Below are 26557 nucleotides of genomic sequence, written 5' to 3'. Positions count from 1 at the left end.
TTATTACATCATATTAACAGGATCAACATCAACTGTAATTCTCACATTACTGTCATTAAATTTAGCCAAATATTTTTTTATAATTTTTTTTATTTTTAATATATTTTCTTTATTAAATTTAAAATAAATTTGGTAGCGAAATCTTGAGTTTATTTTAAAAATTGGAGCGCAAAAAGGTTCTGAAATAAATTCATTTTCAGATATTTCCATATTTTCGTCAACAATTTTGGAAATAGTTTTGTAAAAATCATTCGCTTTTTTTTGTGCTAAATCTTCTTTTTTTGAAGAAACTACAACTGCGATAAGTCGGCCAAAAGGCGGATAATTAAAAGATTTTCGCAAAAATAGCTCATTTTTGTAATAACCTTCGTAATCATTTTCAATTGTTTTTGTAATGACATCGTTATTTTCGTTAAATGTCTGAATTATGACTTTTCCATCTTTTGAACCTCTTCCAGCTCGTCCAGAAGCCTGTGTCAACAGCTGAAAAGTTTTTTCTCCGGCACGAAAATCTGGAAAATTTAAAATTATGTCAGCGTTGATAATTCCAACTAATGTGACATTTGGAAAGTGAAGTCCTTTTGCGATAACTTGGGTTCCCAGCATTATATCGTATTTTTGATTTTTGAAGTCATTATAAATTTTTTCATAGTCGCTTTTAGTTTTCATTGTTTCAGAATCCACTCTTATCATTTTTGCAGTTGGAAAAAATTCTTTCAATTCTTCTTCAACTTTTTCAGTCCCCATCCCCATTTGCTGCATTTTTTCGCTGCCACATTCCTTGCAAAATCCACTAAAATGTTCTTCATATCCGCAGTAATGGCATTTCAGCTGATTAGTTTTTTTGTAGTAAGTTAGCGAAATACTGCAATTTGGACAAGTTGGGATATTTTGGCAATTTTTGCATTTTAAAAAGTTTGAAAACGCTTTTCTATTTAAAATCAGTATAATTTGCTCTTTTTTTTGCAAAGTTTGAGAGATTTCTTTTAACAGTTTTTCTGAAAAATTTTCTGTTGTTTCATTTAAATTTACAATTTCATATTCTGGAATTTTAGAATTTTGAAATCTATTTTTTAATTCAATTAACTGTATATCGCCTTGTTTTGCTTGGTAAAAACTTTCAAATGATGGAGTTGCTGAACCCAAGATAACTTTGACTTTTGTATTTTCGTTTAAAAGCGCTCTTTTTATTGCGACATTTTTTGTGTGATAACGGGGATTATTTTCCTGCTTGTAAGTATTTTCATGTTCTTCGTCAACAATTATGTATTTTAAGTTTTGAACAGGCGCAAAGATGGCAGATCTTGCTCCGATTACGATTTTTTTCTCCCCATTTCTAATAAAAGTCCATTCTTCTCGCTTTTCTTTATCGCTAAGTTTACTGTGCAAAATAGCAACTTCATCCAAAAATTCTTCTTCCAGTCGCTCTATCATCTGTGTCGTAAGTGAAATTTCTGGCACCAAAAATATGCTTCCATATCCATTTTTTAGTGCTTCCTTTATAAGATTAATATAAATCTCAGTCTTTCCAGAACCGGTAATGCCTTTTAGCAAGAAAATTTGTTTTTTACTATTTTTTATAGCATTTACAGCATTTTGCTGTTCTTCGTTCAAAGTTATCTTTTTCTCAATAATTTTTCCTGTATTCTTTCTCTTATTTGAAATTTTAGAATTTAAAATAACTTTTTTTTCAACTGAAATAACTTTTTGTTTTATAGCTTTTTTAATAATTTCTTCTGAAAAATTTTTTTGCAAAGTATTTAAAGTGACTTCTGGCCTTTTTTTCATATATTCATTAAATTTTTGAGCTTCTAAATTTTTAAAATCTTCGTCAAAGTCTTTCAAATAAATGGCTCTTTTAGAATAATTCAATTTTAATGTTCCAGGATAAATAGTTTTAAAAACACTAAAAAAATCACTTAAATAATAGTTTTTTATCCATTTTGCAAGTTTCATTATTTCAAGTGGAATTGAAAGAACAGGAGCTGTGCAAATGATAGACTTTAATTTTTTTTTGTCAAAGTCAATTTTTTCTTCCTTTACAATATTTACTATAATTCCCATTTTATCACGATTTATGAAATTGACGATGCACCACTGACCAATTTCGTACTTTTCTTCAGATTTGTAGGTAAAAAGTCTTATATTGTTTTCTACATAAATTTCATAATAATACATTTTATAAGTTCCCCCTGTTCTATGAAGTATATTTATTTTACATTTTATTAAAAAAAAAATCAAGCAAGATAGATAAAGATAGATTATAATAAAATATTTTCAAAGTAAAAACAAGCTGAAATGAAAGTAAAAATGTTGTATAATTTATTAAGCATATAAAACTTTCAAGGAGGAAGAGATATGAAAAAAATATTAGCAATCGTTATGTTATTGGTGTTAATAGCTATTTCTTGTACAACGGCAGCGGACGGAACTCGAAAAATTAGCAAGACTGGAATTGGAACAGGAATTGGTGCGGCAGCTGGGGCGGTAATAGGACAAGCTATTGGAAAAGATACGAAAGGGACGCTTATTGGTACAGCTGGAGGTGCAGCAGTTGGTGCATTAATTGGAAACATTTTTGACAGACAGGAAAAAGAGTTGAAAGAAAAATTGAGTGGAACTGGAGTGAAGGTTGAAAGAACTGGAGAAGGTGAAATTAAATTGGTTGCACCTGAAAATATCACATTTGATACAAATAGTTACATTGTAAAATCGCAATTTAAAGGAACAATCGAATCAATTGCGGCTACTTTAAAGGCTTATCCTGATTCAAAAATAATAGTTTCAGGACATACTGATAACACAGGAAATGATGCAATAAATAATCCATTGTCAGTAAATAGAGCAAATGCAGTTGCAAATTTATTACAAGCAGATGGAGTTGCAGGTTCAAGAATTACTTCCACAGGTTATGGAAGCAGAAATCCTATCGCAAGTAATTCGACAGTACAAGGAAGACAGCAAAACAGAAGAGTTGAAATAAATATAGTTGCGAATCAAAAATAGTAAATTTTTTTGGCTACCATTAACTTGGTAGTTTTTTATTTTTAAGAAAAAAAATTGTATATTTAGATATATATTATACTAATAGTTAAATATATATAATATATTTTACAAAATATAGGAAGTTTGCTATAATAAATGCGTGAAATAAAAAAATAGTTTCTTTTAAAATTTTAATAAATTGGAGGAAAATTATGTTATTATTGATTTTAGTCTTATCATTATTACTGGTTTTAGAAATTTTAGAAATTAAAGTTGTACAAAATTTAAAATATTGTGCCTTAAGAGTTTCTTGGAATAATTTTCATAAAAGCACTGTAATGGATATTAAGATTAAGCGATAATAATTTAATGTAATCCGTAAATGAAATTATTTAGATTTGAAATTTTGTGAATGTTTGTGAATACTAGACTTTTAAGGCAGTTCTCTTTAGAGCTGTCTTTTTAATTTGAAAAAATAAATAAATATAAAAAAAATATAAAAATTATAAAAAATGTGGTAAAATAAACAAAGTGGAAAATCTAAAATTTTAAGGAAATAAAAAATTAGGAGAGTGAAAATCAATGCAAGGGAAAAAAAGAAGTAACAATTTAACAGAAGGTGCAGCAAGAGCGCCACATAGATCGTTGTTAAAAGGATTAGGCTTTATAAGTGAAGAAATGGAAAAACCAATAATTGGGATTGCAAACTCGTTTAATGAAATTATACCAGGACACGTTCATTTGAAAAACTTGGTGCAATCAGTAAAAGATGGAATTAGAATGGCTGGAGGAGTTCCAATGGAATTTAATACTATTGGGATTTGTGATGGACTTGCGATGAACCACATTGGGATGAAATATTCGCTGGTTACAAGAAATATAATTGCAGATTCGATTGAGGCAGTTGCTATGGCTACTCCGTTTGATGCGATTGTATTTATGCCAAGCTGTGATAAAGTAGTGCCTGGAATGTTGATTGCGGCGGCAAGGTTAAATATTCCTTCAATATTTGTAAGTGGAGGAGCTATGCTTGCGGGAGTTTATAAAGGTAAGAAAATTGGACTTAGTAATGTGTTTGAAGCGGTTGGAGCTTACAATACTGGGCAAATTACTAAAAGAGAATTAAATTCAGTTGAAGAAATGGCTTGTCCTACTTGTGGATCATGTTCTGGAATGTATACGGCAAATACGATGAACTGCTTGACAGAAGCACTTGGAATGGGACTTAAACGGAACTGTTCCAGCGGTATTTTCAGAAAGAGCAAGACTTGCTAAAAAAGCAGGAATGCAAATTATGGAAGTTTTAAAAGCAGATTTAAGACCGAGCGACATTTTGACAAGAGAAGCGTTTGAAAATGCAGTTGCAGTGGATATGGCACTTGGAGGATCTTCTAATACAGCTCTGCATTTACCTGCGATTGCTCATGAAGCTGGAATTGACTTGACTTTAAGTGATTTTAATGAAATTGCGCAAAAAACTCGTCAAATTTGTAAATTATCGCCATCTGGAGAATACTTCATTGAAGACTTGTATAGAGCGGGTGGAGTTACTGGAGTTATGAAGAGATTACTTGAAAATGAAAGATTACATGGAGATGCAAAAACTGTAGCATTGCAAACACAAGGAGAATTGGCAAAAGATGCATTCATTAATGATGACGATGTAATCAAACCTTGGGATAAACCAGCTTACAAAACTGGAGGAATTGCTGTATTAAAAGGAAACTTGGCACCAGATGGATGCGTTGTTAAAGAAGGAGCGGTAGATTCAGAAATGCTACAGCATACAGGACCAGCAAAAGTATTTAACAGTGAAGAAGAAGCTGTCGAAGCGATTACAGGTGGAAAAATTGTAGCAGGAGATGTTGTGGTTATCAGATATGAAGGACCAAAAGGTGGACCTGGAATGAGGGAAATGCTATCGCCAACAGCTATGATTGCTGGAATGGGATTAGATAAAGATGTTGCTTTAATCACTGATGGAAGATTTTCAGGAGCGACAAGAGGTGCATCAATTGGGCATGTTTCGCCAGAAGCTGCTTCAGGTGGAAATATTGCGATAATTCAAGATGGAGATACTGTTGAAATTGATATTCCAAACAGAACAATAAATATTAAAATTTCGGATGAAGAAATTGAAGCTAGAAAAGCTAAATTGGAACCATTTAAACTTCAAGTTAAAGGATATTTAAAAAAATATGCTATGCACGTGTCTTCTGCAGATAGAGGGGCTATCGAGATATTGGATTAGTTATGAACATAAAAAAAATTAAGGATCGTGTATTTGAAGAAATAGGAATAAATAAATATAAATTTTTTGTATCAGCAATGAATTATATTAATGATTTTCCAGATATTATAAATGAATTTTATACTGATGATGCTGGAAAAGGTTCAGGAGAATATTTAGGTTTTTTAATAAATGGGGGATGGAATAATGAGGATGAAACAGCAGTATATATATCTGAATATGACTATTTGAATAATGTTGAAATAAGAGTTTATTTTTCTTATGAAGAAATATTGCAATATTTTTTAATGTATTATTTTAAAAATATTCATTGTTATCCTGATATGATAGCTTTTATTGAACAGGAATTTGTTAATTATACTAATTACATTGGGGAATCTAAAAAATATAAAATCGATTTAGATGTTAAGAGTATTTTTGTGAGAGACAAACTTCGGGATTTTCTTTTAAAATATAACTATGAAAGTAATAAATATAACTTAGGAATTATTAATTTTAAAAGAGAAGCGATAAATTATTGGGATAAAGATATATTAAAATTATTTTTTTCTTATTTAATGGGTGAAAATATATTAAAAAATTTTTTAAATGGGAAAAATGAATTTTTTGAAAAAGAAAGAGAAAAATTTGGACATTTTAATGAAAGAGAATTATATTTTAATATAATGTCAAAAGGAGATAAAAATATTATATTTTATTACTATACAGGATATAAAAATGGAAAAATTTATGAATGGTTTGATAGAAAAAAATATAATAATATGATGAGTGATTTTATATTGGAAGAAGAAATTAAAACTTTAATTCCAGAAAGATTTAAAGGGAAGAGAGAAAAAGAAAATGTAGAAATAATTTCTAAAGAAGATTTTCTAAAAGAACTACAAGTTATTGTAACTGCTTATGAAAATATTTATAATGACAGTGGAATTCAAGAAATTTTTGAAAAATATAAACAAAAATTATCTTTTAAATGAAATATCAATTGTTATATGGCTGATTATCAGATAAAATTTTTAAAACTGATATATTATAGAAACTTTAATATAAAAATTGATATACTCAAATAAACTTAAAAGGGTAAAACTTTAAGAAAATTTGAGTATATAGTAAAGGAGAAAAGTGAGATGGGAAATGGTGGAGAAAGTAAAGTTTTAAATATTGAGCTGACACAGGAAAAAATAAAGTCGATAGTGAATATTACTTATTCTCAGCCAGTCAGCTATTTTGGGAAAAAAATTAAATTGGAAATGGATATTTTGAAACCGTATAAGGCTGAGAAATATCCAGCAGTGCTATTTGTTCCAGGTGGTTCATTTGCACATAGCTACAAGGAAAACTATTTGCAGCAGAGATTGGAAATTGCAAAGGCGGGTTATGTGGTTGCAAGTATAGAATATAGAACTATTCCCGATGGAGTGTTTCCACAAAGCGTGGAAGATGTGAAGGCGGCAGTAAGATTTTTGAAGGCAAATGCTGATGAATATGGCATAGATAAGGAAAGAATAGCTATAATGGGCGAGTCAGCTGGAGGTTATCTGGTGGCAATGGCTGGTGCGACAAATGGAACTAGGGATTTTGACAAAGGGGAAAACTTATCTGAAAATAGTGATATAAAGGCAGTTATTGATATTTATGGAATAACAGAATTTGGGAAAACAGAGTTTGAAATTCCTGATGATATTGAGGAAAGCTATAGAGCAACATTTTTATCAGTAAAATTTTGGTTAGACGACGTAAGAAACAATATAGAAATAACAAATCCTATACCACATATTTCGTCCAAAACTCCACCATTTCTATTAATGCATGGGGATAAAGACACGTTAGTTCCTCCAGTTCAAACGGAAAAACTTCATAGGGCATTGATTGAAAGAGGGGTAGAGTCAACAAGATACGTGATAAAGGGAGCAGGTCATTCCGATGAATATTGGTTTCAGCCTGAAATTATAAAGATAATAATAGAATTTTTAGATAAAAAATTAAAAAATAAAAATTTTTAAGAAGGTGAAAAAATTGCATAAACTATATGATTTTATGGAAGCAAGGGAAAGGTTAAATACTGTGATTACTAAAACTAAATTGATTTATAGCAACATTTTTTCCAATGAAACTGGAAACGATGTCTATATCAAACCAGAAAACTTGCAAAGAACAGGAGCATTCAAAATAAGAGGTGCTTATAATAAGATTGCAAAATTGACGGAAGAAGAGAAAAAAAGAGGGGTAATTGCAGCATCAGCGGGAAATCACGCGCAAGGAGTGGCACTAGCTGCTCAAAAATTGGGAATTAAGGCTGTAATTGTTATGCCTAAACATACGCCGCTTATTAAAGTTGAAGCGACTAAAAGATACGGTGCGGAAGTTATTTTGACTGGGGAAGTTTATGACGAGGCTTACGAGTATGCTAAAAAATTGCAGGAAAAAGAAGGATATACTTTTGTACATCCATTTGATGACGAAGATGTTATTGAAGGGCAAGGGACAATTGCTCTGGAAGTGTTGGATGAGTTGCCTGATGCGGATATAATTTTGGTGCCAATTGGTGGTGGAGGACTGATTTCAGGGATTGCTTCGGCTGCAAAATTGAAAAATCCACTAATAAAAATAATTGGTGTTGAGCCAGAAGGTGCAGCAAGTGCACTAGAAGCTAGGAAAAATAAACATGTAGTTGAATTAGCTGAAGCGAATACAATTGCAGATGGAACAGCTGTGAAAAAAATTGGTGAAATTACATTTGATTACATCGAAAAATATGTAGATGATATAGTTACTGTATCTGATTATGAGTTGATGGCGGCGTTTTTAATTTTGGTTGAAAAACATAAAATTGTTGCAGAAAATTCAGGAATTTTGTCGGTGGCAGGATTAAAAAAATTAAATGTCAAAGGCAAAAAAATAATTTCAATAATAAGTGGTGGTAATATAGATGTATTAACTATTTCATCTATGATTAATAAAGGATTGATAGCCAGAGGAAGAATTTTTACGTTTGCAGTAGATTTGCCTGATAAACCAGGGCAATTGGTGGCTGTGTCGCAAATTCTGTCGAAGCAAAATGCGAATGTAATAAGACTGGAACATAATCAGTTCAAAAATCTGGACAGATTTCACGAGGTTGAATTACAAGTTACGGTTGAAACTAATGGAGAAGAGCATATAAATAAAATAACAGAAGAATTTAAGAAAAGAGGATATAGAATAAAAAGATTGAATTCTCAAGCGATAATAGATGATTAAAAGAAAAAAAAATTAAGAAAAGGTGGTTTAAAAAATGAGTGAAACTAAAATGATTAACGGTGGAAGAATGTTATTGGAATCGTTACACAGATTAGGAATAACGGATATTTTTGGGTATCCTGGAGGAGCGATAATTCCTATATTTGATGAAATATATAGTTATGATAAAATAAATTACTATTTTGCTAGACATGAACAAGGATTATCTCATGCGGCAGATGGTTATGCGAGAGTTTCTGGAAAAGTGGGAGTTTGCCTTGCAACTTCAGGGCCTGGTGCAACGAACTTAGTAACTGGGATAATGACAGCACATATGGATTCTGTGCCAATGATAGCAATAACTGGACAAGTTAGATCAAATTTATTGGGAAGAGATGCTTTTCAGGAAACTGATACAGTAGGGATTACAATGCCGATTACAAAGAGTAATTATCTTGTTCAGAATGTAAAAGAAATACCAAGAATTGTGAAAGAAGCTTATTATATCGCAACAACAGGAAGACCGGGACCAGTTCTTATTGACATTCCAAATGACATTCAAGTTCACAAAATTCCATACGCTGAATTTGAAAGATTATTTGAGGAAAAAATTGAGCTGGAAGGGTATTCACCAACTTATGAAGGGCATCCAGTTCAAATAAAAAGAGCTATAAAATTGATAAAAGAAGCAAAAAAACCATTAATAATTGCAGGAGCAGGAGTTTTAAAATCGAAAGCGTCGAAAGAACTGTTTGAATATGCCGAAAAGACACAGACACCTGTGGCTATGACATTGCTCGGATTGGGAGCATTTCCTGGTTCACATGAGTTGTCGCTTGGAATGCTTGGAATGCATGGAACTGTGCCTGCAAATTATGCGACTGATGAAGCAGATTTAGTAATTGCTGCTGGAGTCAGATTCGACGACAGAATTGCTGGAAATCCTAATAAATTTATTGAAAATGCGAAAGTAATTCACATTGATATTGATCCAGCGGAAATTGATAAAAATAAAAGAGCTGATGTGCCAATCGTTGGGGACTTAAAACACGTGTTGTATGAAATTAATCAGGCAGTTGAGCCACAAACTCATAGAGAATGGGTTGAAAAAGTTATTGAGTGGAAAAAAGAATATCCATTAGGGTACAGAAAAGTTGGAGAGGATAAATTGCTTCCACAAGAAGTTTTACAAGCGATTGACGATATTTTAAAAGGGGACGCAATTATAGTAACCGATGTTGGTCAGCATCAAATGTGGGCTGCTCAATATTTTACCTATCAAAATCCTGATTCAATCGTAACTTCAGGAGGAGCTGGTACAATGGGATTCGGACTTCCTGCAGCAATTGGAGCGCAAATTGGAGCACCTGATAAAAAAGTTGTGTTAATCGTTGGCGATGGTGGTTTTCAGATGACAGTGCAAGAATTAATGATGATTAAACAGTACAACTTGCCAGTAAAAGTTGTTATTTTAAACAATTCTTATTTGGGAATGGTTAGACAATGGCAAGAATTATTTAAGGATAGAAGATACTCGTTTGTTAATTTAGAAGTAAATCCAGATTTTATAAAAATTGCGGATGCCTATGGAATTAAAAATGCGAAATTGACAAATAAAGAAGATTTGAGAACAAAATTAAAAGATTTGATATTATCTGATGAAGGTGTGTTAATCGAATGTGTTGTTGAAAAAGAAGAAAACGTATTTCCAATGATTCCAGCTGGAAAAACTGTAAGTCAAATGATCGGAAAGAAAGGTGAGTTAGAAAATGAATAGAGAACATGAAATTTTAATAATTGCGAAAAATACCGATGGAATTGTGTCAAGAATAATGTCTTTATTCAACAGAAGGGGATATTCGGTTTTAAAAATGACAGCAGGAGTTACAAATAAGCCTGGTTATGCCAGATTGACTTTGACAGTTGACGGAGATGACAAGACATTAAATCAGATTCAAAAGCAAGTTTATAAAATTGTGGATGTTGTAAAAGTAAAAGTGTTCCCGGTTGAAAATGTCATAAGAAGAGAATTGATGTTGATAAAAGTGAAATCTGCTCCAGAAACTAGGGCACAAATTGTTCAAGTTGCTGATATTTACAGAGGAAAAGTGCTAGATGTGTCGCCAACTTCGTTAGTTATCGAACTTACAGGGGATGTGAAAAAATTGCGTGGATTTGTGGAAATAATGCACAATTACGGAATTTTGGAAATCGCAAAAACTGGAGTTGTAGCAATGAGCCGTGGAGAAAAATTATAAAATTTTAGAAATCTTGAAATAAATTTTGAGCTTAAATATTAGGAAAATAGAAATTTTTTGCTAAAGTAAAAATTCTTGTTGAAAATATAAACAGGAATAGTACAGAAAGAAGGTACAAAAAATGAGTGTGAGTCAGCATTGGGAAAAGGAAAAATATGAGAAAAATGCACGATTTGTTTCTGATTACGGAGAAGAACTGATAGAATGGCTGAGTCCAAAAAAAGATGAGTATATTTTGGATTTGGGCTGTGGAGACGGGGTATTGACTAAAAAAATTTCAGAATATGGGTGTAAAGTTCTGGGACTGGATGGAAGCCAGAAATTTGTTGAAGCGACTAGAAAATTGGGAGTTCACGCAATACAAGGCGATGCACAGAATATGAATTTTGAAAATGAATTTGATGCGATTTTTTCCAATGCGGCACTTCATTGGATGACAGATTCAAATAAAGTTTTGGAAGGTGTTTCAAAGGCACTGAAAAAAGGTGGACGATTTGTGGTTGAAATGGGTTGCAAAGGAAATGTGGAAAAAATAGAAAATGCAATGTTTGAAGTTGCCCAAAAACATAATTTTAAAGCTGTAAAATGCTGGTTTTTTCCGACAGAAAAAGAAGAAAAAGAATTATTAAAAAAATATGGCTTAAAAGTGAAAAAAATGACAAGTTTTTCTCGTCCAACCTTACTTCCTACTGGAATAAAAGGATGGCTACAAACCTTTTCTGCACCTGCTTTTGTGAATATTCCGAAAGAGATGCACGAAAAATTGATTGATGAAATAGCTGAAAAAGTAGAAAAAGAGCTTGAAAAAAATGAAAATGGACAAATTATAGCTGATTATGTAAGATTGAGATTTGAGGCTGTGAAGGAATAGTTATTTTTATTTTGAGAGGATTGTAAAATTGAAAATAATAGGATTAATAGGAGGAATGAGCTGGGAAAGCACAGTAACTTATTATAAAATAATAAATGAAACTGTGAAAGAAAAATTAGGTGGACTTCATTCGGCTAAATGTATATTATACAGTATTGACTTTCAGGAAATAGAAGAATGTCAGGCAAATGGTAACTGGGAAAAAAGTGGAGAAATTTTGGGAGAGGCTGCTAATAATCTTGAAAAAGCGGGAGCAGACTTTATAGTTATTTGCACAAATACAATGCACAAGGTTATTAACCAGATTAAAGAAAAAATCTCCATTCCAATATTGCATATCGCCGAAATGACAGCAGAAAAGATATTAGAAAAAGGATTAAAAAATATAGCATTGCTTGGAACAAAATATACGATGGAACAGGGTTTTTATAAATCGAAACTTATTGAAAAAGGGATAAATGTCATAATTCCTGACAAAAATGATATAGAAATTATAAATAAAGTAATATATGACGAACTTTGTCTTGGAACTATCAATTCTAATTCAAAAAAGAAATTTTTAGAAATTGTTGATAAACTTAGAAGTAAAGGGGCAGAGGGTATAATACTAGGATGTACTGAAATAGGGCTTCTTATAAAAAATGAGGATACTGATGTTCCATTGTTTGATACAGCGGTTATTCATGCAGAAGAGGCGGCAATTTATTCTATATTGTAATAGTAACTTTTAAATTAAGTTAAAAAAGTTAATTGGAGAAAGGGAAGGGATATGAATATAGATTTAATAAAGGAAGCGGTGGAATTTTCAGAATTGCAAAGTAAAATTTTTCATAATAATTTATATGGAGTTACTGATGGTAAAAAAGTTGGAACTTATATTGAAAAATTATTTCAAAAGTTTTTAGAAGATAAATATGGAGATTTAGGAACAGGAAATTCTGCAAAAGGAATTGATTTGCCTGGATTAAATACAGATATAAAAGCAACTTCCATAGTACAGCGACAATCATCCTGTCCTTATAGAAATGCTAGACAAAAGATATTTGGATTGGGGTATAATTTAATTGTATTTGTTTATGAAAAAAAGGATTACATTGACAATGATCAAAGATTATGTAAAATAAATTTTAAATATATCACTTTTATAGAAAAACATAGAACGGCAGATTACACAACTACACAAATGCTAATAAATATGAAAAATGCAGGTGCTAATAAAGAGGATATAGTGTCTTATTTAAACGATAGAAGAATTCCAGGAGACGAGATAGAGCATAATATGATAGCTGAAGAGATTTTGAAAAAACCATTTGAACAAGGATATTTAACTGTTTCAAATGCTTTACAGTGGAGATTGCAGTATAAAAGAGTAATTGAGTTAAATAATCAAATAGAAGGTGTTTACAATTATGTTAGATAACAAAAAAGAATACGGTGATTATCAAACTCCTTTAGATTTTGCAAGTACAGTAGTAAAATACATAAAAAATAATTATGATTTTACACCAGATTTTATAATAGAGCCTAGTTGTGGAATAGGAAATTTCTTTGAAGCTTCAAAAAAGTATTATAAATCAGAAATGTTTGGAATAGAAATAAATAAAAATTATTCAGATACTGCAAAAAAGAACAATCCAAAAGCAATAATTTATAATGAATCCATATTTAGCTATAAGTGGGATAAAGATATGGAAAAATTTGGCAAGACATTAATACTTGGAAATCCACCTTGGGTGTCTAATACAGAATTAGGAAAATTTGGTTCTAAAAATTTACCCCAAAAAACAAATTTAAAAAAATACAAAGGATTAGAAGCATTATCAGGAATGTCTAATTTCGATATTTCAGAATCAATTATTTTAAATTTATTAAATAAATTCTCAAAAAGAAAATTCATATTAGCTATGTTATGCAAAAAAAGTGTTGCGATTAATATTTTTAAGGAATTATACAGAACTAGCTATAAAAGTAGAAATATAAAAATAATTAATTTTGATTCAAAAAAAATATTTAATATCAGTGTACCTGCCTGCCTTTTGATTATTGATTGTTCGAGTGATACCAAAGTTCAAAATGAAGTGAATATTTATAATTTTAACAATAGTTATGTAGATACAATAGGATATGCTGATAATAAATTTTTTCTAAATACTAATTACAGTTCTGATTTAGATGGAAAGTGTGAATTTGAATGGAGGCAGGGAATAAAGCATGACTGCTCTAAAATTTGTGAATTAGAATTAAATAAAAAAAATTATATGAATGGATTAAAAGAAAAAGTAGAAATAGAAGAAGATTTAGTATATCCATTAATAAAAAGTAGTCATATTAAAAATTTTAAAGAAAATGTTTTTAAAAAATATGTTTTAGTAACTCAAAAAAAAATGAAAGAAGATACTTTATGGATAAAGGAGAAATATCCTAAAACTTGGAATTATCTTGAAAAACATAAAGATAATTTTATGAAACGAAAAAGTTCAATTTATAAAAAAATGCCACAGTACAGTATGTTTGGAATAGGTGATTATAGTTATATGAAATATAAGGTTGCAATATCAGGATTTTATAAAGATCCAATATTTAAAGTAATTTTTTCTGAAAAACCTGTCATGGTTGATGACACTTGCTATTTTTTAGCTTTTGAAAATAAAAAAGATGCAGAGATTGTTTGTGATATATTAAATTCAACGGAAACAATTAGATTTTTAAAATCCATATCAGATATGACAGCAAAAAGACCATTTACAAAAAAGGTTTTATCAAGAATAGAATTTAAAAAATTTAATTATGAGATTTTAAATTACACAGAAAAAGAAATTTTGGATTTTAAAATTAGAAATGGATTGTATATAAATAAATTATTTTAAAAAATTAAGTTTATAGAGAGGGAGATAAATATGAAACATATTAAAATATTTGATACAACACTAAGAGATGGAGAACAGACACCAAGAGTTAATCTTAACGCACAGGAGAAATTGAGAATTGCAAAACAGCTTGAAAGTCTTGGAGTGGATATAATTGAAGCTGGGTTTGCTGTGGCATCGCCTGGGGATTTTGAAGCGGTTAAGATGATTTCGGAAAATGTAAAGAATTCGACAGTTTGTAGTTTATCAAGAGCTGTGAGAAAGGATATTGAGGCAGCGGGAAAAGCTTTAGAAGGTGCGGCAAAACCTAGAATTCATACATTTATTGCGACTTCGCCTATTCATAGAGAATTTAAGTTGAAAATGACAAAAGAGCAAATTCTTGAAAGAGTAAAAGAAATGGTGGAACTTGCAAAATCATTTGTTGATGATGTTGAATTTTCTTCGGAAGATGCGACTAGAACTGAAAAGGAATTTTTGTTGGAAGTGTATGAAACAGCTATAAAAGCTGGAGCGACTACACTTAATGTGCCTGATACTGTGGGTTACAGAACTCCGAATGAAATGTTTGAACTTATAACTTATTTGAGAAAAAATGTTAAAGGAATTGAAAATGTTGATATTTCTGTGCATTGCCATGATGATTTGGGACTTTCTGTGGCAAATTCGGTTGCAGCGATTCAAGCTGGAGCAACTCAAATTGAGTGTACAATTAATGGACTTGGTGAAAGAGCTGGAAATACTTCACTTGAAGAAATTGCAATGATTTTGAAAACGAGAAAAGATTTATTTGAAGAATATTACACAAACATTGATTCAAAGCAAATTTATCCAACAAGTAAATTAGTAAGTCTTTTGACGGGAGTTACAACACAGCCAAATAAAGCAATCGTTGGAGCGAACGCATTTGCACACGAATCAGGAATTCATCAACATGGAGTATTAGCAAATCCTGAAACTTACGAAATTATGAGTCCTGAATCTGTTGGAAGAAATACAGATAGCTTGGTACTTGGAAAATTGTCTGGAAAACATGCTTTTGTTCAAAAATTACAATCGCTTGGATTTGACCATATTGATGAAAAAAGAGTGGAAGAATTATTTGCACAATTTAAAAAATTGGCAGACAAGAAAAAATATGTTTTAGATGAAGATATTATCGCATTAGTCGCTGGAGATGCAGCAAAAATCGAAGGAAGAATAAAACTTACTCACTTTGAAATTTCAAGACAGGAAGGGAAAAAACCAAAAGCTACAGTTACAATCGACTTGGATGGAGAAAAATTGATTAAAGAAGCTCTTGGAGATGGGCCAGTTGATGCAGCTTACAATGCAGTAAACTTAGCAGTGAGCGACACTTTTGTTTTAGAAGAATATAAATTGGAAGCAATTACAGGAGATACAGATGCACAGGCACAGGTTGTTGTTATAATTGAGAAAAATGGAAACAGATTTATCGGTAGAGGACAAAGTACGGATGTGGTTGAGGCTAGTATTAAGGCTTATATTAATGGGATAAATAGACTTTATAATAAATAGTTTTTTTTTGGAAAGGTGAAAAATTATGCCTAAATTAGTTATAAATGATAAATCAGGTAAAAAAAATACTTCAATGAATTTTTTTCTGGATGATGAAGTTATAAAATTTAAAGAAAATAAAAAAGAAATTGAAAATGTAGATTATGGAGAACATACAATTAAAGTACGAACTTTGTATTTTAAAAGTTCTGAACAAAAAATAAATATTGAAAAAGAAGTTACAGAAATTGAAATAAAACAAAATTATAAAGTATATTTACTTTTTGTATGTTTAGTTGTAATTTCATTACTTGGAGCTTTCTTGAAAATAAAACTAAAAATAGAAGCTAGTAAAGGTTTTTTATATATGATTTTATTTGTTATAGTGATGAATCTATATTTTGTTTTTGGAAATCCTTTAGTTTTGAAAGTAAAAGAGTAAATAAAAAAAATTGATTTATATAAGGTAGTTTTAAACAAAAACTCGCAATTTTCAGACGACGAGTACTCAATTGACCAATTTTTTAGACAAATGACTCCTGATACAGGGATGAAATCAGACAGAGGGCTTGATTTTGATAAAGAAGTTGTTGCTAAGGCTCTTGTTGCCACTATTGATGAAGTATACAAGAGAACAGATAAAAAATCTATACTTATTAGCCGTTCTCAAGGAGGATCTCCAGGTTGGTTAGCACCTGTTTATACCAAAAATATAAAAGCAATAGTTGCAATTGAACCTGGTGGACCTGCGGCAGAAAATAGTATAGAATACAAAGAATTATTATCATAAAAAATACCTATAGCATTTTATTTTGGTGATTACATTGAAAATGGAGATCCTAAAATTTTGTCAACTTCAATTTGGAAAGAAAGATTGGAAAATGTAAAAATTTTGTAAAAAATTACAACGATGAAGGTGGAAATTCAGTTTTATTTGAACTTCCAAAAGAAGGTATTTTTGGAAATGATCACTTTATATTTCAAAATTTAAATAATGATATTGTGGCTGATCATGTAGAAAAATGGATTAGAGGACTATAAAAAAATCGAATAAATAGACTTTATAATAAGTAATTTTAAAAGGGAGGGGATTTTGATGGAAATATCAAATAATTACATTAATGAAATAAAGAAAATACTTAAAAATGCTAGACAAAAAGCATATACCGCTGTAAATTCGGCAATGGTGGAAGCATATTGGAAAATCGGTAGACGAATTGTAGAAGAAGAACAGAGTGGAAGAGAAAGAGCAGAATACGGGAAAGAAATTATCAAAAATTTATCAAAAGAATTGACAGAAGAATTTGGAAAAGGTTTTGGTGAAAGAAATATTCGGAATATTAGACAGTTTTATGTGCTATTTTCAGATTATGAAAAATGGAAATCACTGATTTCCAAATTAACTTGGACACACATTCAAAAAGTTTTAAGAGTTTCTGATGAGAAAGCTAGAATATTTTATTTGACGGAAGCAGCAGAAAATATGTGGTCTGTAAGAACGTTAGATCGAAATATATCTACACTTTATTATAATCGTATTGTTGCAAGTATCGATAAAAAGACGGTTGAAAATGAAATGAAAGAGAAGACAAAAAAGCTACAAGCAAAAGAATTTATAAAAAATCCAGTAGTGTTGGAGTTTCTAGATTTACCAACAAATATGTCTTATACTGAAAGTCAATTGGAAAAAGCATTAACAGACGATATTCAAAAGTTTATGATGGAACTTGGAAAAGGTTTTGCATTTGTGGAAAGGCAGCAGCATATTCGTACAGAAAATTCAGATTTTTATAGAGATTTGGTATTTTATAACTATATTTTGAAATGTTTTGTTATAGTAGAGTTAAAAACAGGAAATTTAACACATCAGGATATAGGACAGCTTGATATGTATGTCAGAATGTACGATGACTTGAAAAAACAGGAAAATGATAATCCGACAATAGGGCTTCTTCTTTGTACCGATACAGATAGTACCGTTATAAAATATTCAGTCTTGAATGATAATAAAAATCTTTTTGCAAGTAAATATGTAAATTATCTTCCTAGTGAAGAAGAATTGATAAATGAAATTGAAAGACAAAAAATATTGTTTGAAATAAATAATGAAGTGGATATGTAGAAATGAAAAAGATAAAAATATTGGTTTTAATAATGGAAATTTTTTTATTAATCCCTATTTTAGCGTTAATTTATGCACATTATGAGTTTTATTTCTGGAGTAGGAGGAGCTGTGAAAGGAGTGTTTATCAGATTTTTTGCAAAGCCTGAAATTGTAGTGTTTACTTTGGAAAGAAGTTGAGATAGAAATTAAATAAATTTTGGTTAAAAGAAAAAAATTGTAATTTTCAGATGGCTCTAAAATAAATATATTTTTAGATTTTATAGAAATTATTTACAGAAAGAAGGAATTTTAAAATGAAAACAATAGTTTTTGCACATCCATGGAATGGAAGTTTCAATAAAGCAATTTTAGATAAAGTAGTGGAAAAACTTGATGAAACAAAAGAAAAATATACAATTATAGATTTGAATAAAGATGGATTCAATCCTGTGATGAGTGAAAAAGATTTGGAATTATATTCGCAAGGAAAAAGTGCTGATCCTTTGGTTTTGAAATATCAGGAAATTTTGAAAAATACAGATGAATTAATATTAATTTTTCCAATTTGGTGGATGTCATTACCTGCTATATTAAAAGGATTTTTTGACAAAGTTATGTTGAGAGGATTTGCATACGAAAATACACAGAATGGAATAAAAGGTTTTTTGACTAATATAAAAACAGCAAAAATGATTACAACTGCTACAGCACCCAAATTTTTGTTAAATATAACAGGTTTCGGGATTACGATGAAAAAGGCTAATCTTGGTGGAATTGGGATTAAGAAAACGAAATGGATTCATTATAGTTTGAGAATGCAAGGGAAAGATGAAGATAGAAAGAAATTTCTTGAGAAGGTTAAGGAATTTGTGAGTGAATGAGAAAAGGGGGAGAAATGTTTATATTTAAAATTATAATTGTAGTTTTCGGCTTAATAGAAATTATGACAAATGGGTATTACCTTTTTGGGAAAAATAAAATAATGAAGGCTAAATTACAGCATAGAGAATTACCTGAAGAAATCACAGTTTTTCAACTTAAAGTAAAAGTAATATTGATGTTTTTAAGTGGATGTCTGTTTCTTATAACAGGAATAGCATCTTTCTTTAAAGAAAAAGAATATTTATTATTTTTATCATTAATTTTCTTTAATTTGTACGCTTTGTGTGAAGCTTTATATTATAGATATTGGAAAGTATTTGGCTTTTTTATAGTTTCAATTTTTATGACATTGATTTATATTTTTTTAAGGTAATAATTACATAAAATAAGGAGTTTTATATTATGAAAAAGGAATTGTCTTGCTGGATTATATTATTTGTGCGATAGTTCTTGATGATAATCCTAATGAGTAAAATATTTTTGAAAAAAAGAATTTGATTTTTGAAATTCTTAAATAGCTAAATAAAAAATTAGGTGGAGAATAAAAATGAAAAAAGTATTTTTTTGGATATTCTATGTATTGTTTTTATCATTTTTTGATATTGGTTTAACGATTGCGAGGATATCTTGGATAATGGTTGATAGCAGATTTTATGACTTTTTGTTAAATTTTAATATAAAAAATGAGTGGATTTTGGAAAAATTATTGCTGCTGCCGGAGTTGCTATTCATTATTATTAGTTTGATTTTCGCTTACTTAGTTTCAAAAATAAAAGTCAGTAAAAAAGTCTTTTAATTCCACCATTAATTATAGTAACAATAAAAGTAGCAATATTTTTAATATGGGCTGGTTCTATTATGTCAAGTCCTGAAATGGATGAAATGGGACAGGGAGGAGTCTTTGTATTTATTATAATATATGGCTTTGGAAGTTATGCTGGAATGATGGATTTTATATTTTATCTGGGACTACTATTTAATCTATTTAAGCGAAAAAAGTAAAAACAAAAATGATAAAAATAAATCTGTTTCTTAAAATATTTTTTTATTTAACAGTAGCGAGGAGAAAAAATGAAGACAAAAAGTTGGATTCTTAATGTTTTGTATGTTTTTTTAACAATAATTATTGTGCTTTTGATTGTGTTTTTGATTGATTCACATTATGAATATAAACAAATAAAAATTAAAATGATTGAGATAAAATCGAAAGATATTCCAAAGGAGTTTGATGGAAAGAGAGTGCTGTTTGTAGCAGATTTTCAATATGATACGATGACACGGTTTAATCGAGTTCAGGAAAAAAAGGCGATTGAGCTGATTAATGCACAGAAAAAGGATATGATACTGCTAGGGGGAGATTATGCGACTTGGGAGAAAAATATTCCTAAGTTTTATGAGGATGCGAAGGATATAAAGATTCCAGAACTTGGAGTGTATGCGATTTATGGGAATCATGAATATCCAGGTGAAAAGGAAACTGCTGAAAATATGAAAAAACTTGGATTTAATCTTCTCGCAAATGAAAATAGGAAAATAACAATTAACAATGAAAATATATATATTGCAGGAGTAACAGACTTGTGGCATGGAAAGCCTGATGCGAAAAAGGCTCTTGAAGGGCTAAAAAAAGAGGATTTTGTATTGTTTTTGACTCATAATCCTGAATATTTTGAACAGATGTCAGAAGATGAAAAGGAAAAAACTGATATGATTTTAGCGGGACACAGTCATGCTGGACAAGTTACTTTTTTTGGAAAAATTATTATGTCAGCAGTGAAAGATAAAAAGAAATATGGCTATGGAATGAAAGAGTACGGAGGACATAAAATTTATATTACCTCAGGGCTAGGAGGAGCCTTTCTTGAAATGTTTATTAGGTTTTTTGCACAGCCTGAGATTGTGATTTTTGAACTTAAAAGAGGATAAAAAATAATAAAATTTTGTTATAATCTTTTTGACAAACCAGAATATGAATGTTATTATTGAAAAAATAAGAGAAGTATGAGAATTTGAAAAGAATTAAATTAATGAGAAAAAATATAGGTGGAAATTCTCCTTGGTAGGACATTGTAGGATATTCGAGAGCAGTAAGGATAGGAAATATTTTTGAAATAGCAGGAACAACAGCTGTCAAGGATGGAAAGCCTTATGTAGCAGGAAATGCTTATGAACAGACAAAATATATTCTTGAAAATATAAAAAAAGTTCTTGAAAAGGAAGGATTAGGGTTAAAAAATGTTATTAGAACAAGAATGTTTGTTACAGATATTTCAAAATGGGAAGAATATGGAAGAGCATATGGAGAATTTTTTAGGGACATTAAACCAGTTGCAACAATGGTAGAGGTGTCTTTATTAATTGATAAGGAATTGATGATAGAAATAGAAGTAAGTGCAGTTGTTGATTAAGAAATAAATAGAAAAGTTATAAATCTCAAAATTAGAGAGAAAATAAAATAAAACAATTTGAAAAAAAATCGAAATATAAATATAAATGTTTTTATTGTGAAAAGGTAATCTTGAAAGATGAAATAAAAATTCAATATAAAAAATTTAAAGAAAGGAGCTTGTATAATGTAACTATATTATACAAGGAAAAGCCGATGCCTAAAATAATTATAGAATCAAAAATATCTTCTAATGGTGGAGGAGATAAGTTTAAATTAAAAATAAATGATGAAAAAATTGTAGAAGTAAAATTTAATGAAAAAACAGAAATTGATGTAGACTATGGAGAACAAACGCTTCAAGTATGCAATAATTTTTTAATAAAAACTCCTAAAAAAGTTATAAATGTGGAATCAGATAATCAAAATTACAGAATAACACTTCATTTTAAAGCATGGGGAATTATTTTTATCTTTCAGATTCTAATGGCAGTGTTAATTATGAATATACATCAAGCAGCCGTTTTTATTGCAATTCCGATATTTATTTTAGAAATTTTGATTCTAATTTTTATGGGAATGTTTGAAATAAAAGAAGTTAAAAGAAAGGAAGATTAGAATGACTAGAATTGATGAGAGAGTAAAAGATAGAATATTTGTTGCACTAGATTATGATAATATGGAAGATGCAAAAAGACTTGTAGAGAAACTTGGAGAAAATGGATATAAAAAATATAAATTATGAATATTTTTTAGATTTATCAGTAAGAATAACATATCACTCAAATGCGATTGAAGGAAATACATTGACACTAAATGAAACGGCTACGATTATTTTAGATAGCACAATACCTGGAAGTAAGAGTGTTCGTGAGGTTTTTGAAGTTTTGAATCACAAAAAGGCAATTGACTATATGTTGACTGAACTTGCGAATGACCAAAAATTGGATATTTATGTGATTAAAAATATAAATTTAGAATAAAAAAATTTAGGAGGAGTAAAATGAAAATTAATCATGTGGCACTTTATGTAAAGGATTTAGAAAAATCAAGAGAATTTTATGAAAAATATTTTAATGCAAAGGCAAATAATAAGTACCGTAATCTTAAAACGGGATTACAAACATATTTTTTGAGCTTTCCGAACAGTGATGTGAGATTAGAAATTATGTCAAGACCAGAATTGACTGATAGAGAGGATAAAATTATGAATATGGGATTTATTCATATTGCATTTAGTGTAGGAGATGCAAAAAATGTAGACAGTTTGACAAAAAAACTTACTAATGATGGATTTAAGTGCTTGAGTGGACCAAGAACAACGGGAGATGGATATTATGAAAGCGTTGTGGAAGATGTTGATGGAAATTTAATAGAAATTACAGAGTAGCAGTATCAACTATTTAATAAAAAAGATTCGATAATGTATTTTTATATTTTAAAAGTAGTTGAAAAATTTGGTAAATACATAAATTAAGTAAATTAATTAAAAATTTAGAGACAAGAATTTGGAGAGAAAATCGGAGGATAAAAAAATGTCAGAAATTAAAAATGAAACAAAAAAACCTAAAACTTTGTTTGACAAAGTGTGGGAAAAACACGTGATTACGGGAGAACCTGGGGAAGCACAACTTTTGTATATTGATTTGCACTTGATTCATGAGGTTACTTCGCCACAGGCGTTTTCAGGATTGAGAATTGCAGGGAGAAAGGTTAGAAGACCTGACTTGACATTTGGAACAATGGACCACAATACGCCAACAATTATGGCTGACAGAATGAATATTAAAGATAAAGTTTCAAAGGCACAGTTAGATGCGTTGGCAACTAATTGTAAAGAATTTGGGATTGAACTTGTGGATATGTTTGATGAAAATAACGGAATTGTGCATATGGTGGGCGAGCAAGGGTTGACACAGCTGGAAAAACTGTAGTTTGTGGAGATAGCCACACTGCGACTCACGGAGCTTTTGGAGCTTTGGCATTTGGAATTGGTACGAGTGAAGTGGAACATGTTTTGGCTACACAGACAATTTGGCAAAAGAAACCAAAAACAATGGGAATTGAAATTACTGGAAAATTGCAAAAAGGTGTTTATGCGAAAGATATAATTCTTCATATAATCAAGACTTACGGAATTGGGCTTGGAAATGGTTATGCTTTCGAGTTTTTTGGAGATACAATTAGAAATATGTCAATGGAAGGAAGAATGACAATTTGTAATATGGCAATCGAAGGAGGAGGAAAATCTGGAATTATCGCACCCGACGAAATAACTTTTGAATATGTAAAAGGAAGAAGATTTGCACCAAAAGGTGAGGAATTTGATAAAAAAGTGGCTGAATGGAAAGAATTGTACACAGATTCTGTAGATGCATTTGACAAATATATAAAAGTTGATGTTTCAAACCTTGAGCCACAAGTTACTTGGGGAACAAATCCTGAAATGGGAATTAATGTTACTGAAAAATTTCCGGAAATCAGAGATCACAATGATGAAAAAGCATACGAATATATGGGCTTAAAACCAGGGCAAACTCCATTTGACATACCTTTAAAGCACGTATTTATCGGTTCTTGTACAAATGGAAGATTGAGCGATCTGGAAATTGTTGCAAAAATTGTAAAAGGAAAGAAGGTTGCACCAAATATTACAGCAGTTGTAGTTCCTGGCTCACAAGTTGTTAAAAAAGCGGCTGAAGAAAATGGAATTGCACAGATATTAAAAGATGCGGGATTTGAATGGAGAGAAGCTGGATGTTCCACTTGTCTTGGGATGAATCCTGACTTGATACCAGCTGGAGAGCATTGTGCCTCAACTTCCAACAGAAACTTTGAAGGACGGCAAGGAAAAGGTGCAAGAACTCATCTGGTAAGTCCTGCGATGGCTGCTGCTGCTGCAATTTATGGGAAATTTGTGGATGTGAGAGAATTGGATGAAGTGAAATAATTCAATGTTAAAGAATTTTAAATAATTTATACAAAATAGAAAGATGTAAATAAAATGAATAAAAATGAAATGATTAAGGAACTGCAACAACAATTTGGATATGATGAAAATTTTTCTCAGAAGGTTATAAGTATTTTTGAAAGTTGCTCAGAAATAGGGCAAAAAGGAAAAGAGCAAGTTGTAAGTCGTTATGTAAAAGAGTTAAATATTGGTGAAACCGAAGCAAACAATATTTTTGATTGTGTCCTTAATTTAATCAAAAAAGGGCTAAAAGACAAGTTGAAAAATCCTTTTAAAAAGTAGTTAAAAATAGGATTTTTATACAAAAAAATGAAGGAGAGAAAAATGAAACCATTTACAAAATATGAAGGAACAATCGTTCCAATAATGAATGACAATATTGACACGGATCAATTAATTCCAAAACAATATTTAAAAAGTATCGAAAAAACAGGATTTGGAATACATGTATTCGATGAGTGGAGATACAACGAAGATGGGTCTGACAATATGGATTTTAACTTAAATAAGCCAGAATACAAAAATGGGACAATTTTAATTACTGGAGATAATTTTGGCTGTGGGTCAAGTAGAGAGCATGCCGCTTGGGCATTGCAAGACTACGGAATTCATGTAATTGTGGCTGGAGGATATTCAGGAATTTTTTACATGAACTGGTTAAACAATGGGCATCTGCCAATAACTTTGCCAGAAGCAGACAGAATCGAATTATCAAAATTGCCTGGAGATGTGAAGGTTACAGTTGATTTGGAAAATAACAAATTGATTGCGAATGGGAAAGAATATGTTTTTGAGCTGGAAGAAAGCTGGAAACAAAGACTACTTAAGGGACTGGATTCAATTGGATTGACTTTACAGCATGAAGATGAGATTAGAAAGTATGAGGAAAGTCATAAGTAGTCAAAAAAGGAGTAAAAATGAAAAATTGGGAAATCATAGATGGAGAGCATACTCGTAAAGTGATGTGGATAAATCATGAAATAGAAATGAGATTGTACTGTAATGGTGAAGATGATATTGATGAAGATGAAATTGATGAAACAAAAGTCGAAGAAATGGTTGAAAAAATTTTAGAAAATAAAGAATATTGGGATAAAAAATGTAAAAATTTATTTGCTGACGAATTTGTTGACTGGTTTAATGAAGAAAAATGGATAAAGCCAGAATATGCTGAAATTTATTATGAAAATAAAGACATTTCTGATGTTGAAAAAAAATTAATTGAAATAATTGGGAAAGAAGATACAGAAAAAATTATGAAAAATAATTTTCTTACAAAAGAAGCATTTAAAAAGTTACTTGATAATGAAGATATGGCAATTACGCTTGATTATGGCGATGGTGAAGAAAGTTCTAATTTTATAATCAGTATGTATGAAAGAGTATTTTTTGTAGATAAAGAATTTTGTGCTTGTTTTAATTTTGATGGAGAAATAGAAGAATTTTTTATGGATTAAAGAATAAAATGTGTTTGGGAACTGTAAAATAATAGAAAAATTTGAAAAAAGAAAATGTAATTTTTGTAAAAGTTGTTAAATTCAATATTTTGAGTTTTCAGGCACATTTTTAAAAAAAATTGATTTTTGAATAAAAAATATAAAATCTAACAAGAAGGAGAATTTAAATTTGAAAAATAAAATTTTAAAAGAGATAAATGTTAATGAAATAATGGAGGAAATTAAAAAAAATCCAGAAGAAAATAGCGAATTCAAAGTTTTGTGGAATGGTGAGGAAATTGAAGTATACTTGGATTATTATGATTTTGAAAAAGAAGTTGATGAAGTTCGAGAAAAATTGGAGAATTTGAAAATATTGGTTGAAAATGCGAAAGAATGGGACAAGAAAATAAAAGATGCAGCGGGAGAAGATTTATTTGAAATAATAGAAGATGATAATTGGCCTAGGTCAGATTTTGAAGAAGAAGATATACCAAATTTAATTAATGATATAGAAAAATATATTGGGAAAGAAGAAGCTGATAATTTGAGAAATGGAAATTTTACAAGAGAAGCATTTAAAAATTTACTTTATGTAAGTTCAATTACGATGGATAATAATGGCTGTTTTAATGTTGGATTATTTGATATAGATTATATAATGTTTGGAGGTCATATTTTATTTATTGATGGAAATATAAATGGAGAATTTTATGGTGGAGATATGGCAGGATAAATTTTTAATAAAAATATTGATTTTTACGCTATTTAGTAATACAATTACATTGTATAGCAAAAGTATTACAAAAAAT

30 protein-coding genes and 3 pseudogenes are annotated in these 26557 nt (G+C 30.0%); 32 read left to right on the top strand and 1 reads right to left on the bottom strand.

From position 1 onward, the window contains the following. Positions 1 to 3: 3 nt before the first annotated feature. Entirely contained in the window at positions 4 to 2178 is a 2175-nt protein-coding gene (priA, locus tag AB8B22_RS07190; protein WP_369710597.1) for a replication restart helicase PriA, read from the bottom strand. 180 nt (positions 2179 to 2358) lie between these two features. Here priA and AB8B22_RS07185 point away from each other — a divergent pair, with 180 nt between their 5' ends. The 32 genes and pseudogenes from AB8B22_RS07185 (at position 2359) to AB8B22_RS07030 (ending at position 26481) form a co-directional block, all read left to right on the top strand. After that, positions 2359 to 3006: an OmpA family protein gene (locus tag AB8B22_RS07185; protein ID WP_369710596.1), complete on the top strand. Its 648-nt coding sequence runs from the start codon at positions 2359 to 2361 to the stop codon at positions 3004 to 3006. 191 nt (positions 3007 to 3197) lie between these two features. Beyond that, positions 3198 to 3347, top strand: a complete 150-nt coding sequence (locus AB8B22_RS07180) for a LemA family protein (RefSeq protein WP_157697363.1) — start codon at positions 3198 to 3200, stop codon at positions 3345 to 3347. Between the two features lie 220 nt (positions 3348 to 3567). After that, positions 3568 to 5236, top strand: a pseudogene (gene ilvD / locus AB8B22_RS07175) (dihydroxy-acid dehydratase). Positions 5237 to 5238: 2 nt separating this feature from the next. Then, complete coding sequence (locus AB8B22_RS07170) at positions 5239 to 6210, top strand: hypothetical protein (RefSeq protein WP_369710595.1); 972 nt, start codon at positions 5239 to 5241, stop codon at positions 6208 to 6210. Between the two features lie 150 nt (positions 6211 to 6360). Continuing rightward, the gene (locus tag AB8B22_RS07165) at positions 6361 to 7236 is read left to right on the top strand and encodes an alpha/beta hydrolase fold domain-containing protein (protein ID WP_369710594.1); all 876 of its coding nucleotides are present in this window, start codon (positions 6361 to 6363) and stop codon (positions 7234 to 7236) included. 13 nt (positions 7237 to 7249) lie between these two features. After that, positions 7250 to 8473 carry a threonine ammonia-lyase gene (gene ilvA / locus AB8B22_RS07160; RefSeq protein WP_369711938.1) on the top strand — a complete coding sequence of 408 codons (1224 nt, stop codon included), beginning with the start codon at positions 7250 to 7252 and terminating at the stop codon, positions 8471 to 8473. Positions 8474 to 8507: 34 nt separating this feature from the next. Then, the gene (gene ilvB, locus AB8B22_RS07155; protein ID WP_369710593.1) at positions 8508 to 10229 is read left to right on the top strand and encodes a biosynthetic-type acetolactate synthase large subunit; all 1722 of its coding nucleotides are present in this window, start codon (positions 8508 to 8510) and stop codon (positions 10227 to 10229) included. Next, positions 10222 to 10710 (top strand): acetolactate synthase small subunit, encoded by a 489-nt coding sequence (ilvN, locus tag AB8B22_RS07150; protein WP_018498824.1) that lies wholly within the window; start codon positions 10222 to 10224, stop codon positions 10708 to 10710. The genes ilvB and ilvN overlap by 8 nt, the downstream gene beginning before the upstream one ends. A 121-nt stretch (positions 10711 to 10831) precedes the next feature. After that, positions 10832 to 11581 carry a class I SAM-dependent methyltransferase gene (locus AB8B22_RS07145; RefSeq protein ID WP_369710592.1) on the top strand — a complete coding sequence of 250 codons (750 nt, stop codon included), beginning with the start codon at positions 10832 to 10834 and terminating at the stop codon, positions 11579 to 11581. A gap of 28 nt (positions 11582 to 11609) precedes the next feature. Then, entirely contained in the window at positions 11610 to 12299 is a 690-nt protein-coding gene (locus AB8B22_RS07140) for an aspartate/glutamate racemase family protein (protein WP_369710591.1), read from the top strand. A 51-nt stretch (positions 12300 to 12350) separates the two neighbouring features. Continuing rightward, positions 12351 to 13001, top strand: a complete 651-nt coding sequence (locus AB8B22_RS07135; RefSeq protein ID WP_369710590.1) for a restriction endonuclease — start codon at positions 12351 to 12353, stop codon at positions 12999 to 13001. Continuing rightward, positions 12991 to 14448, top strand: a complete 1458-nt coding sequence (locus tag AB8B22_RS07130; RefSeq protein ID WP_369710589.1) for a hypothetical protein — start codon at positions 12991 to 12993, stop codon at positions 14446 to 14448. Before AB8B22_RS07135 ends, AB8B22_RS07130 begins: the two co-directional genes overlap by 11 nt. 30 nt (positions 14449 to 14478) lie before the next feature. Beyond that, positions 14479 to 15987: a 2-isopropylmalate synthase gene (locus tag AB8B22_RS07125; protein ID WP_369710588.1), complete on the top strand. Its 1509-nt coding sequence runs from the start codon at positions 14479 to 14481 to the stop codon at positions 15985 to 15987. A 25-nt stretch (positions 15988 to 16012) separates the two neighbouring features. Continuing rightward, the gene (locus tag AB8B22_RS07120; RefSeq protein WP_295727433.1) at positions 16013 to 16408 is read left to right on the top strand and encodes a hypothetical protein; all 396 of its coding nucleotides are present in this window, start codon (positions 16013 to 16015) and stop codon (positions 16406 to 16408) included. 108 nt (positions 16409 to 16516) lie between these two features. Beyond that, complete coding sequence (locus AB8B22_RS07115; protein ID WP_369710587.1) at positions 16517 to 16756, top strand: hypothetical protein; 240 nt, start codon at positions 16517 to 16519, stop codon at positions 16754 to 16756. 71 nt (positions 16757 to 16827) lie between these two features. After that, the gene (locus tag AB8B22_RS07110; RefSeq protein ID WP_369710586.1) at positions 16828 to 17007 is read left to right on the top strand and encodes a hypothetical protein; all 180 of its coding nucleotides are present in this window, start codon (positions 16828 to 16830) and stop codon (positions 17005 to 17007) included. 55 nt (positions 17008 to 17062) lie between these two features. Beyond that, a complete protein-coding gene (locus AB8B22_RS07105; RefSeq protein ID WP_369710585.1) occupies positions 17063 to 18088 on the top strand; it encodes a PDDEXK nuclease domain-containing protein in 1026 nt (341 codons plus the stop codon). A gap of 296 nt (positions 18089 to 18384) precedes the next feature. Next, a complete protein-coding gene (locus AB8B22_RS07100; RefSeq protein WP_369710584.1) occupies positions 18385 to 18951 on the top strand; it encodes an NAD(P)H-dependent oxidoreductase in 567 nt (188 codons plus the stop codon). A gap of 14 nt (positions 18952 to 18965) precedes the next feature. Then, positions 18966 to 19325 (top strand): hypothetical protein, encoded by a 360-nt coding sequence (locus tag AB8B22_RS07095; RefSeq protein WP_369710583.1) that lies wholly within the window; start codon positions 18966 to 18968, stop codon positions 19323 to 19325. Positions 19326 to 19499: 174 nt separating this feature from the next. Next, entirely contained in the window at positions 19500 to 19748 is a 249-nt protein-coding gene (locus tag AB8B22_RS07090) for a hypothetical protein (RefSeq protein WP_369710582.1), read from the top strand. A gap of 62 nt (positions 19749 to 19810) precedes the next feature. Continuing rightward, positions 19811 to 19954 carry a hypothetical protein gene (locus tag AB8B22_RS07085; protein WP_369710581.1) on the top strand — a complete coding sequence of 48 codons (144 nt, stop codon included), beginning with the start codon at positions 19811 to 19813 and terminating at the stop codon, positions 19952 to 19954. A gap of 69 nt (positions 19955 to 20023) precedes the next feature. After that, a complete protein-coding gene (locus tag AB8B22_RS07080) occupies positions 20024 to 20878 on the top strand; it encodes a metallophosphoesterase (RefSeq protein ID WP_369710580.1) in 855 nt (284 codons plus the stop codon). A 140-nt stretch (positions 20879 to 21018) separates the two neighbouring features. Next, the gene (locus AB8B22_RS07075) at positions 21019 to 21360 is read left to right on the top strand and encodes a RidA family protein (RefSeq protein WP_369711937.1); all 342 of its coding nucleotides are present in this window, start codon (positions 21019 to 21021) and stop codon (positions 21358 to 21360) included. Positions 21361 to 21554: 194 nt separating this feature from the next. Then, positions 21555 to 21956, top strand: coding sequence for a hypothetical protein (locus AB8B22_RS07070; RefSeq protein WP_006803822.1), 402 nt, complete (start codon positions 21555 to 21557; stop codon positions 21954 to 21956). A 1-nt stretch (position 21957) separates the two neighbouring features. Beyond that, the gene (locus tag AB8B22_RS07065; protein WP_369710579.1) at positions 21958 to 22083 is read left to right on the top strand and encodes a hypothetical protein; all 126 of its coding nucleotides are present in this window, start codon (positions 21958 to 21960) and stop codon (positions 22081 to 22083) included. Next, positions 22058 to 22318 (top strand): annotated as a pseudogene (locus AB8B22_RS07060) (Fic family protein); the annotation flags it as partial. The gene AB8B22_RS07065 and the pseudogene AB8B22_RS07060, both read left to right, overlap by 26 nt. A gap of 23 nt (positions 22319 to 22341) precedes the next feature. After that, entirely contained in the window at positions 22342 to 22728 is a 387-nt protein-coding gene (locus AB8B22_RS07055; protein WP_178934912.1) for a VOC family protein, read from the top strand. A gap of 145 nt (positions 22729 to 22873) precedes the next feature. Beyond that, positions 22874 to 24288: pseudogene (leuC, locus tag AB8B22_RS07050) on the top strand (3-isopropylmalate dehydratase large subunit). Positions 24289 to 24342: 54 nt separating this feature from the next. After that, entirely contained in the window at positions 24343 to 24591 is a 249-nt protein-coding gene (locus tag AB8B22_RS07045) for a hypothetical protein (protein ID WP_369710578.1), read from the top strand. Positions 24592 to 24633: 42 nt separating this feature from the next. Beyond that, complete coding sequence (leuD, locus tag AB8B22_RS07040; RefSeq protein WP_369710577.1) at positions 24634 to 25209, top strand: 3-isopropylmalate dehydratase small subunit; 576 nt, start codon at positions 24634 to 24636, stop codon at positions 25207 to 25209. Positions 25210 to 25226: 17 nt separating this feature from the next. Then, on the top strand, positions 25227 to 25766 hold the full coding sequence (locus tag AB8B22_RS07035; protein ID WP_369710576.1) for a hypothetical protein: 540 nt from the start codon (positions 25227 to 25229) through the stop codon (positions 25764 to 25766). A 169-nt stretch (positions 25767 to 25935) separates the two neighbouring features. Next, positions 25936 to 26481, top strand: coding sequence for a DUF2262 domain-containing protein (locus AB8B22_RS07030; RefSeq protein ID WP_178938164.1), 546 nt, complete (start codon positions 25936 to 25938; stop codon positions 26479 to 26481). The last annotated feature ends 76 nt before the right edge of the window (positions 26482 to 26557 follow it).

The organism is Leptotrichia rugosa (assembly GCF_041200005.1).
Classification (GTDB): domain Bacteria; phylum Fusobacteriota; class Fusobacteriia; order Fusobacteriales; family Leptotrichiaceae; genus Leptotrichia; species Leptotrichia rugosa.
The sequence above is the reverse complement of the archived record's forward strand: the minus strand, read 5'-3'. Positions and strand labels throughout refer to the sequence as shown.

Coding starts and splice junctions, on each gene's coding strand:
- priA (WP_369710597.1), bottom strand. CDS start 2,178: ATGTATTATTATGAAATTTATGTAGAAAACAATATAAGACTTTTTACC.
- AB8B22_RS07185 (WP_369710596.1), top strand. CDS start 2,359: ATGAAAAAAATATTAGCAATCGTTATGTTATTGGTGTTAATAGCTATT.
- AB8B22_RS07180 (WP_157697363.1), top strand. CDS start 3,198: ATGTTATTATTGATTTTAGTCTTATCATTATTACTGGTTTTAGAAATT.
- AB8B22_RS07170 (WP_369710595.1), top strand. CDS start 5,239: ATGAACATAAAAAAAATTAAGGATCGTGTATTTGAAGAAATAGGAATA.
- AB8B22_RS07165 (WP_369710594.1), top strand. CDS start 6,361: ATGGGAAATGGTGGAGAAAGTAAAGTTTTAAATATTGAGCTGACACAG.
- ilvB (WP_369710593.1), top strand. CDS start 8,508: ATGAGTGAAACTAAAATGATTAACGGTGGAAGAATGTTATTGGAATCG.
- ilvN (WP_018498824.1), top strand. CDS start 10,222: ATGAATAGAGAACATGAAATTTTAATAATTGCGAAAAATACCGATGGA.
- AB8B22_RS07145 (WP_369710592.1), top strand. CDS start 10,832: ATGAGTGTGAGTCAGCATTGGGAAAAGGAAAAATATGAGAAAAATGCA.
- AB8B22_RS07135 (WP_369710590.1), top strand. CDS start 12,351: ATGAATATAGATTTAATAAAGGAAGCGGTGGAATTTTCAGAATTGCAA.
- AB8B22_RS07130 (WP_369710589.1), top strand. CDS start 12,991: ATGTTAGATAACAAAAAAGAATACGGTGATTATCAAACTCCTTTAGAT.
- AB8B22_RS07125 (WP_369710588.1), top strand. CDS start 14,479: ATGAAACATATTAAAATATTTGATACAACACTAAGAGATGGAGAACAG.
- AB8B22_RS07120 (WP_295727433.1), top strand. CDS start 16,013: ATGCCTAAATTAGTTATAAATGATAAATCAGGTAAAAAAAATACTTCA.
- AB8B22_RS07115 (WP_369710587.1), top strand. CDS start 16,517: ATGAAATCAGACAGAGGGCTTGATTTTGATAAAGAAGTTGTTGCTAAG.
- AB8B22_RS07105 (WP_369710585.1), top strand. CDS start 17,063: ATGGAAATATCAAATAATTACATTAATGAAATAAAGAAAATACTTAAA.
- AB8B22_RS07100 (WP_369710584.1), top strand. CDS start 18,385: ATGAAAACAATAGTTTTTGCACATCCATGGAATGGAAGTTTCAATAAA.
- AB8B22_RS07095 (WP_369710583.1), top strand. CDS start 18,966: ATGTTTATATTTAAAATTATAATTGTAGTTTTCGGCTTAATAGAAATT.
- AB8B22_RS07090 (WP_369710582.1), top strand. CDS start 19,500: ATGAAAAAAGTATTTTTTTGGATATTCTATGTATTGTTTTTATCATTT.
- AB8B22_RS07085 (WP_369710581.1), top strand. CDS start 19,811: ATGTCAAGTCCTGAAATGGATGAAATGGGACAGGGAGGAGTCTTTGTA.
- AB8B22_RS07080 (WP_369710580.1), top strand. CDS start 20,024: ATGAAGACAAAAAGTTGGATTCTTAATGTTTTGTATGTTTTTTTAACA.
- AB8B22_RS07070 (WP_006803822.1), top strand. CDS start 21,555: ATGCCTAAAATAATTATAGAATCAAAAATATCTTCTAATGGTGGAGGA.
- AB8B22_RS07065 (WP_369710579.1), top strand. CDS start 21,958: ATGACTAGAATTGATGAGAGAGTAAAAGATAGAATATTTGTTGCACTA.
- AB8B22_RS07055 (WP_178934912.1), top strand. CDS start 22,342: ATGAAAATTAATCATGTGGCACTTTATGTAAAGGATTTAGAAAAATCA.
- AB8B22_RS07045 (WP_369710578.1), top strand. CDS start 24,343: ATGAATAAAAATGAAATGATTAAGGAACTGCAACAACAATTTGGATAT.
- leuD (WP_369710577.1), top strand. CDS start 24,634: ATGAAACCATTTACAAAATATGAAGGAACAATCGTTCCAATAATGAAT.
- AB8B22_RS07035 (WP_369710576.1), top strand. CDS start 25,227: ATGAAAAATTGGGAAATCATAGATGGAGAGCATACTCGTAAAGTGATG.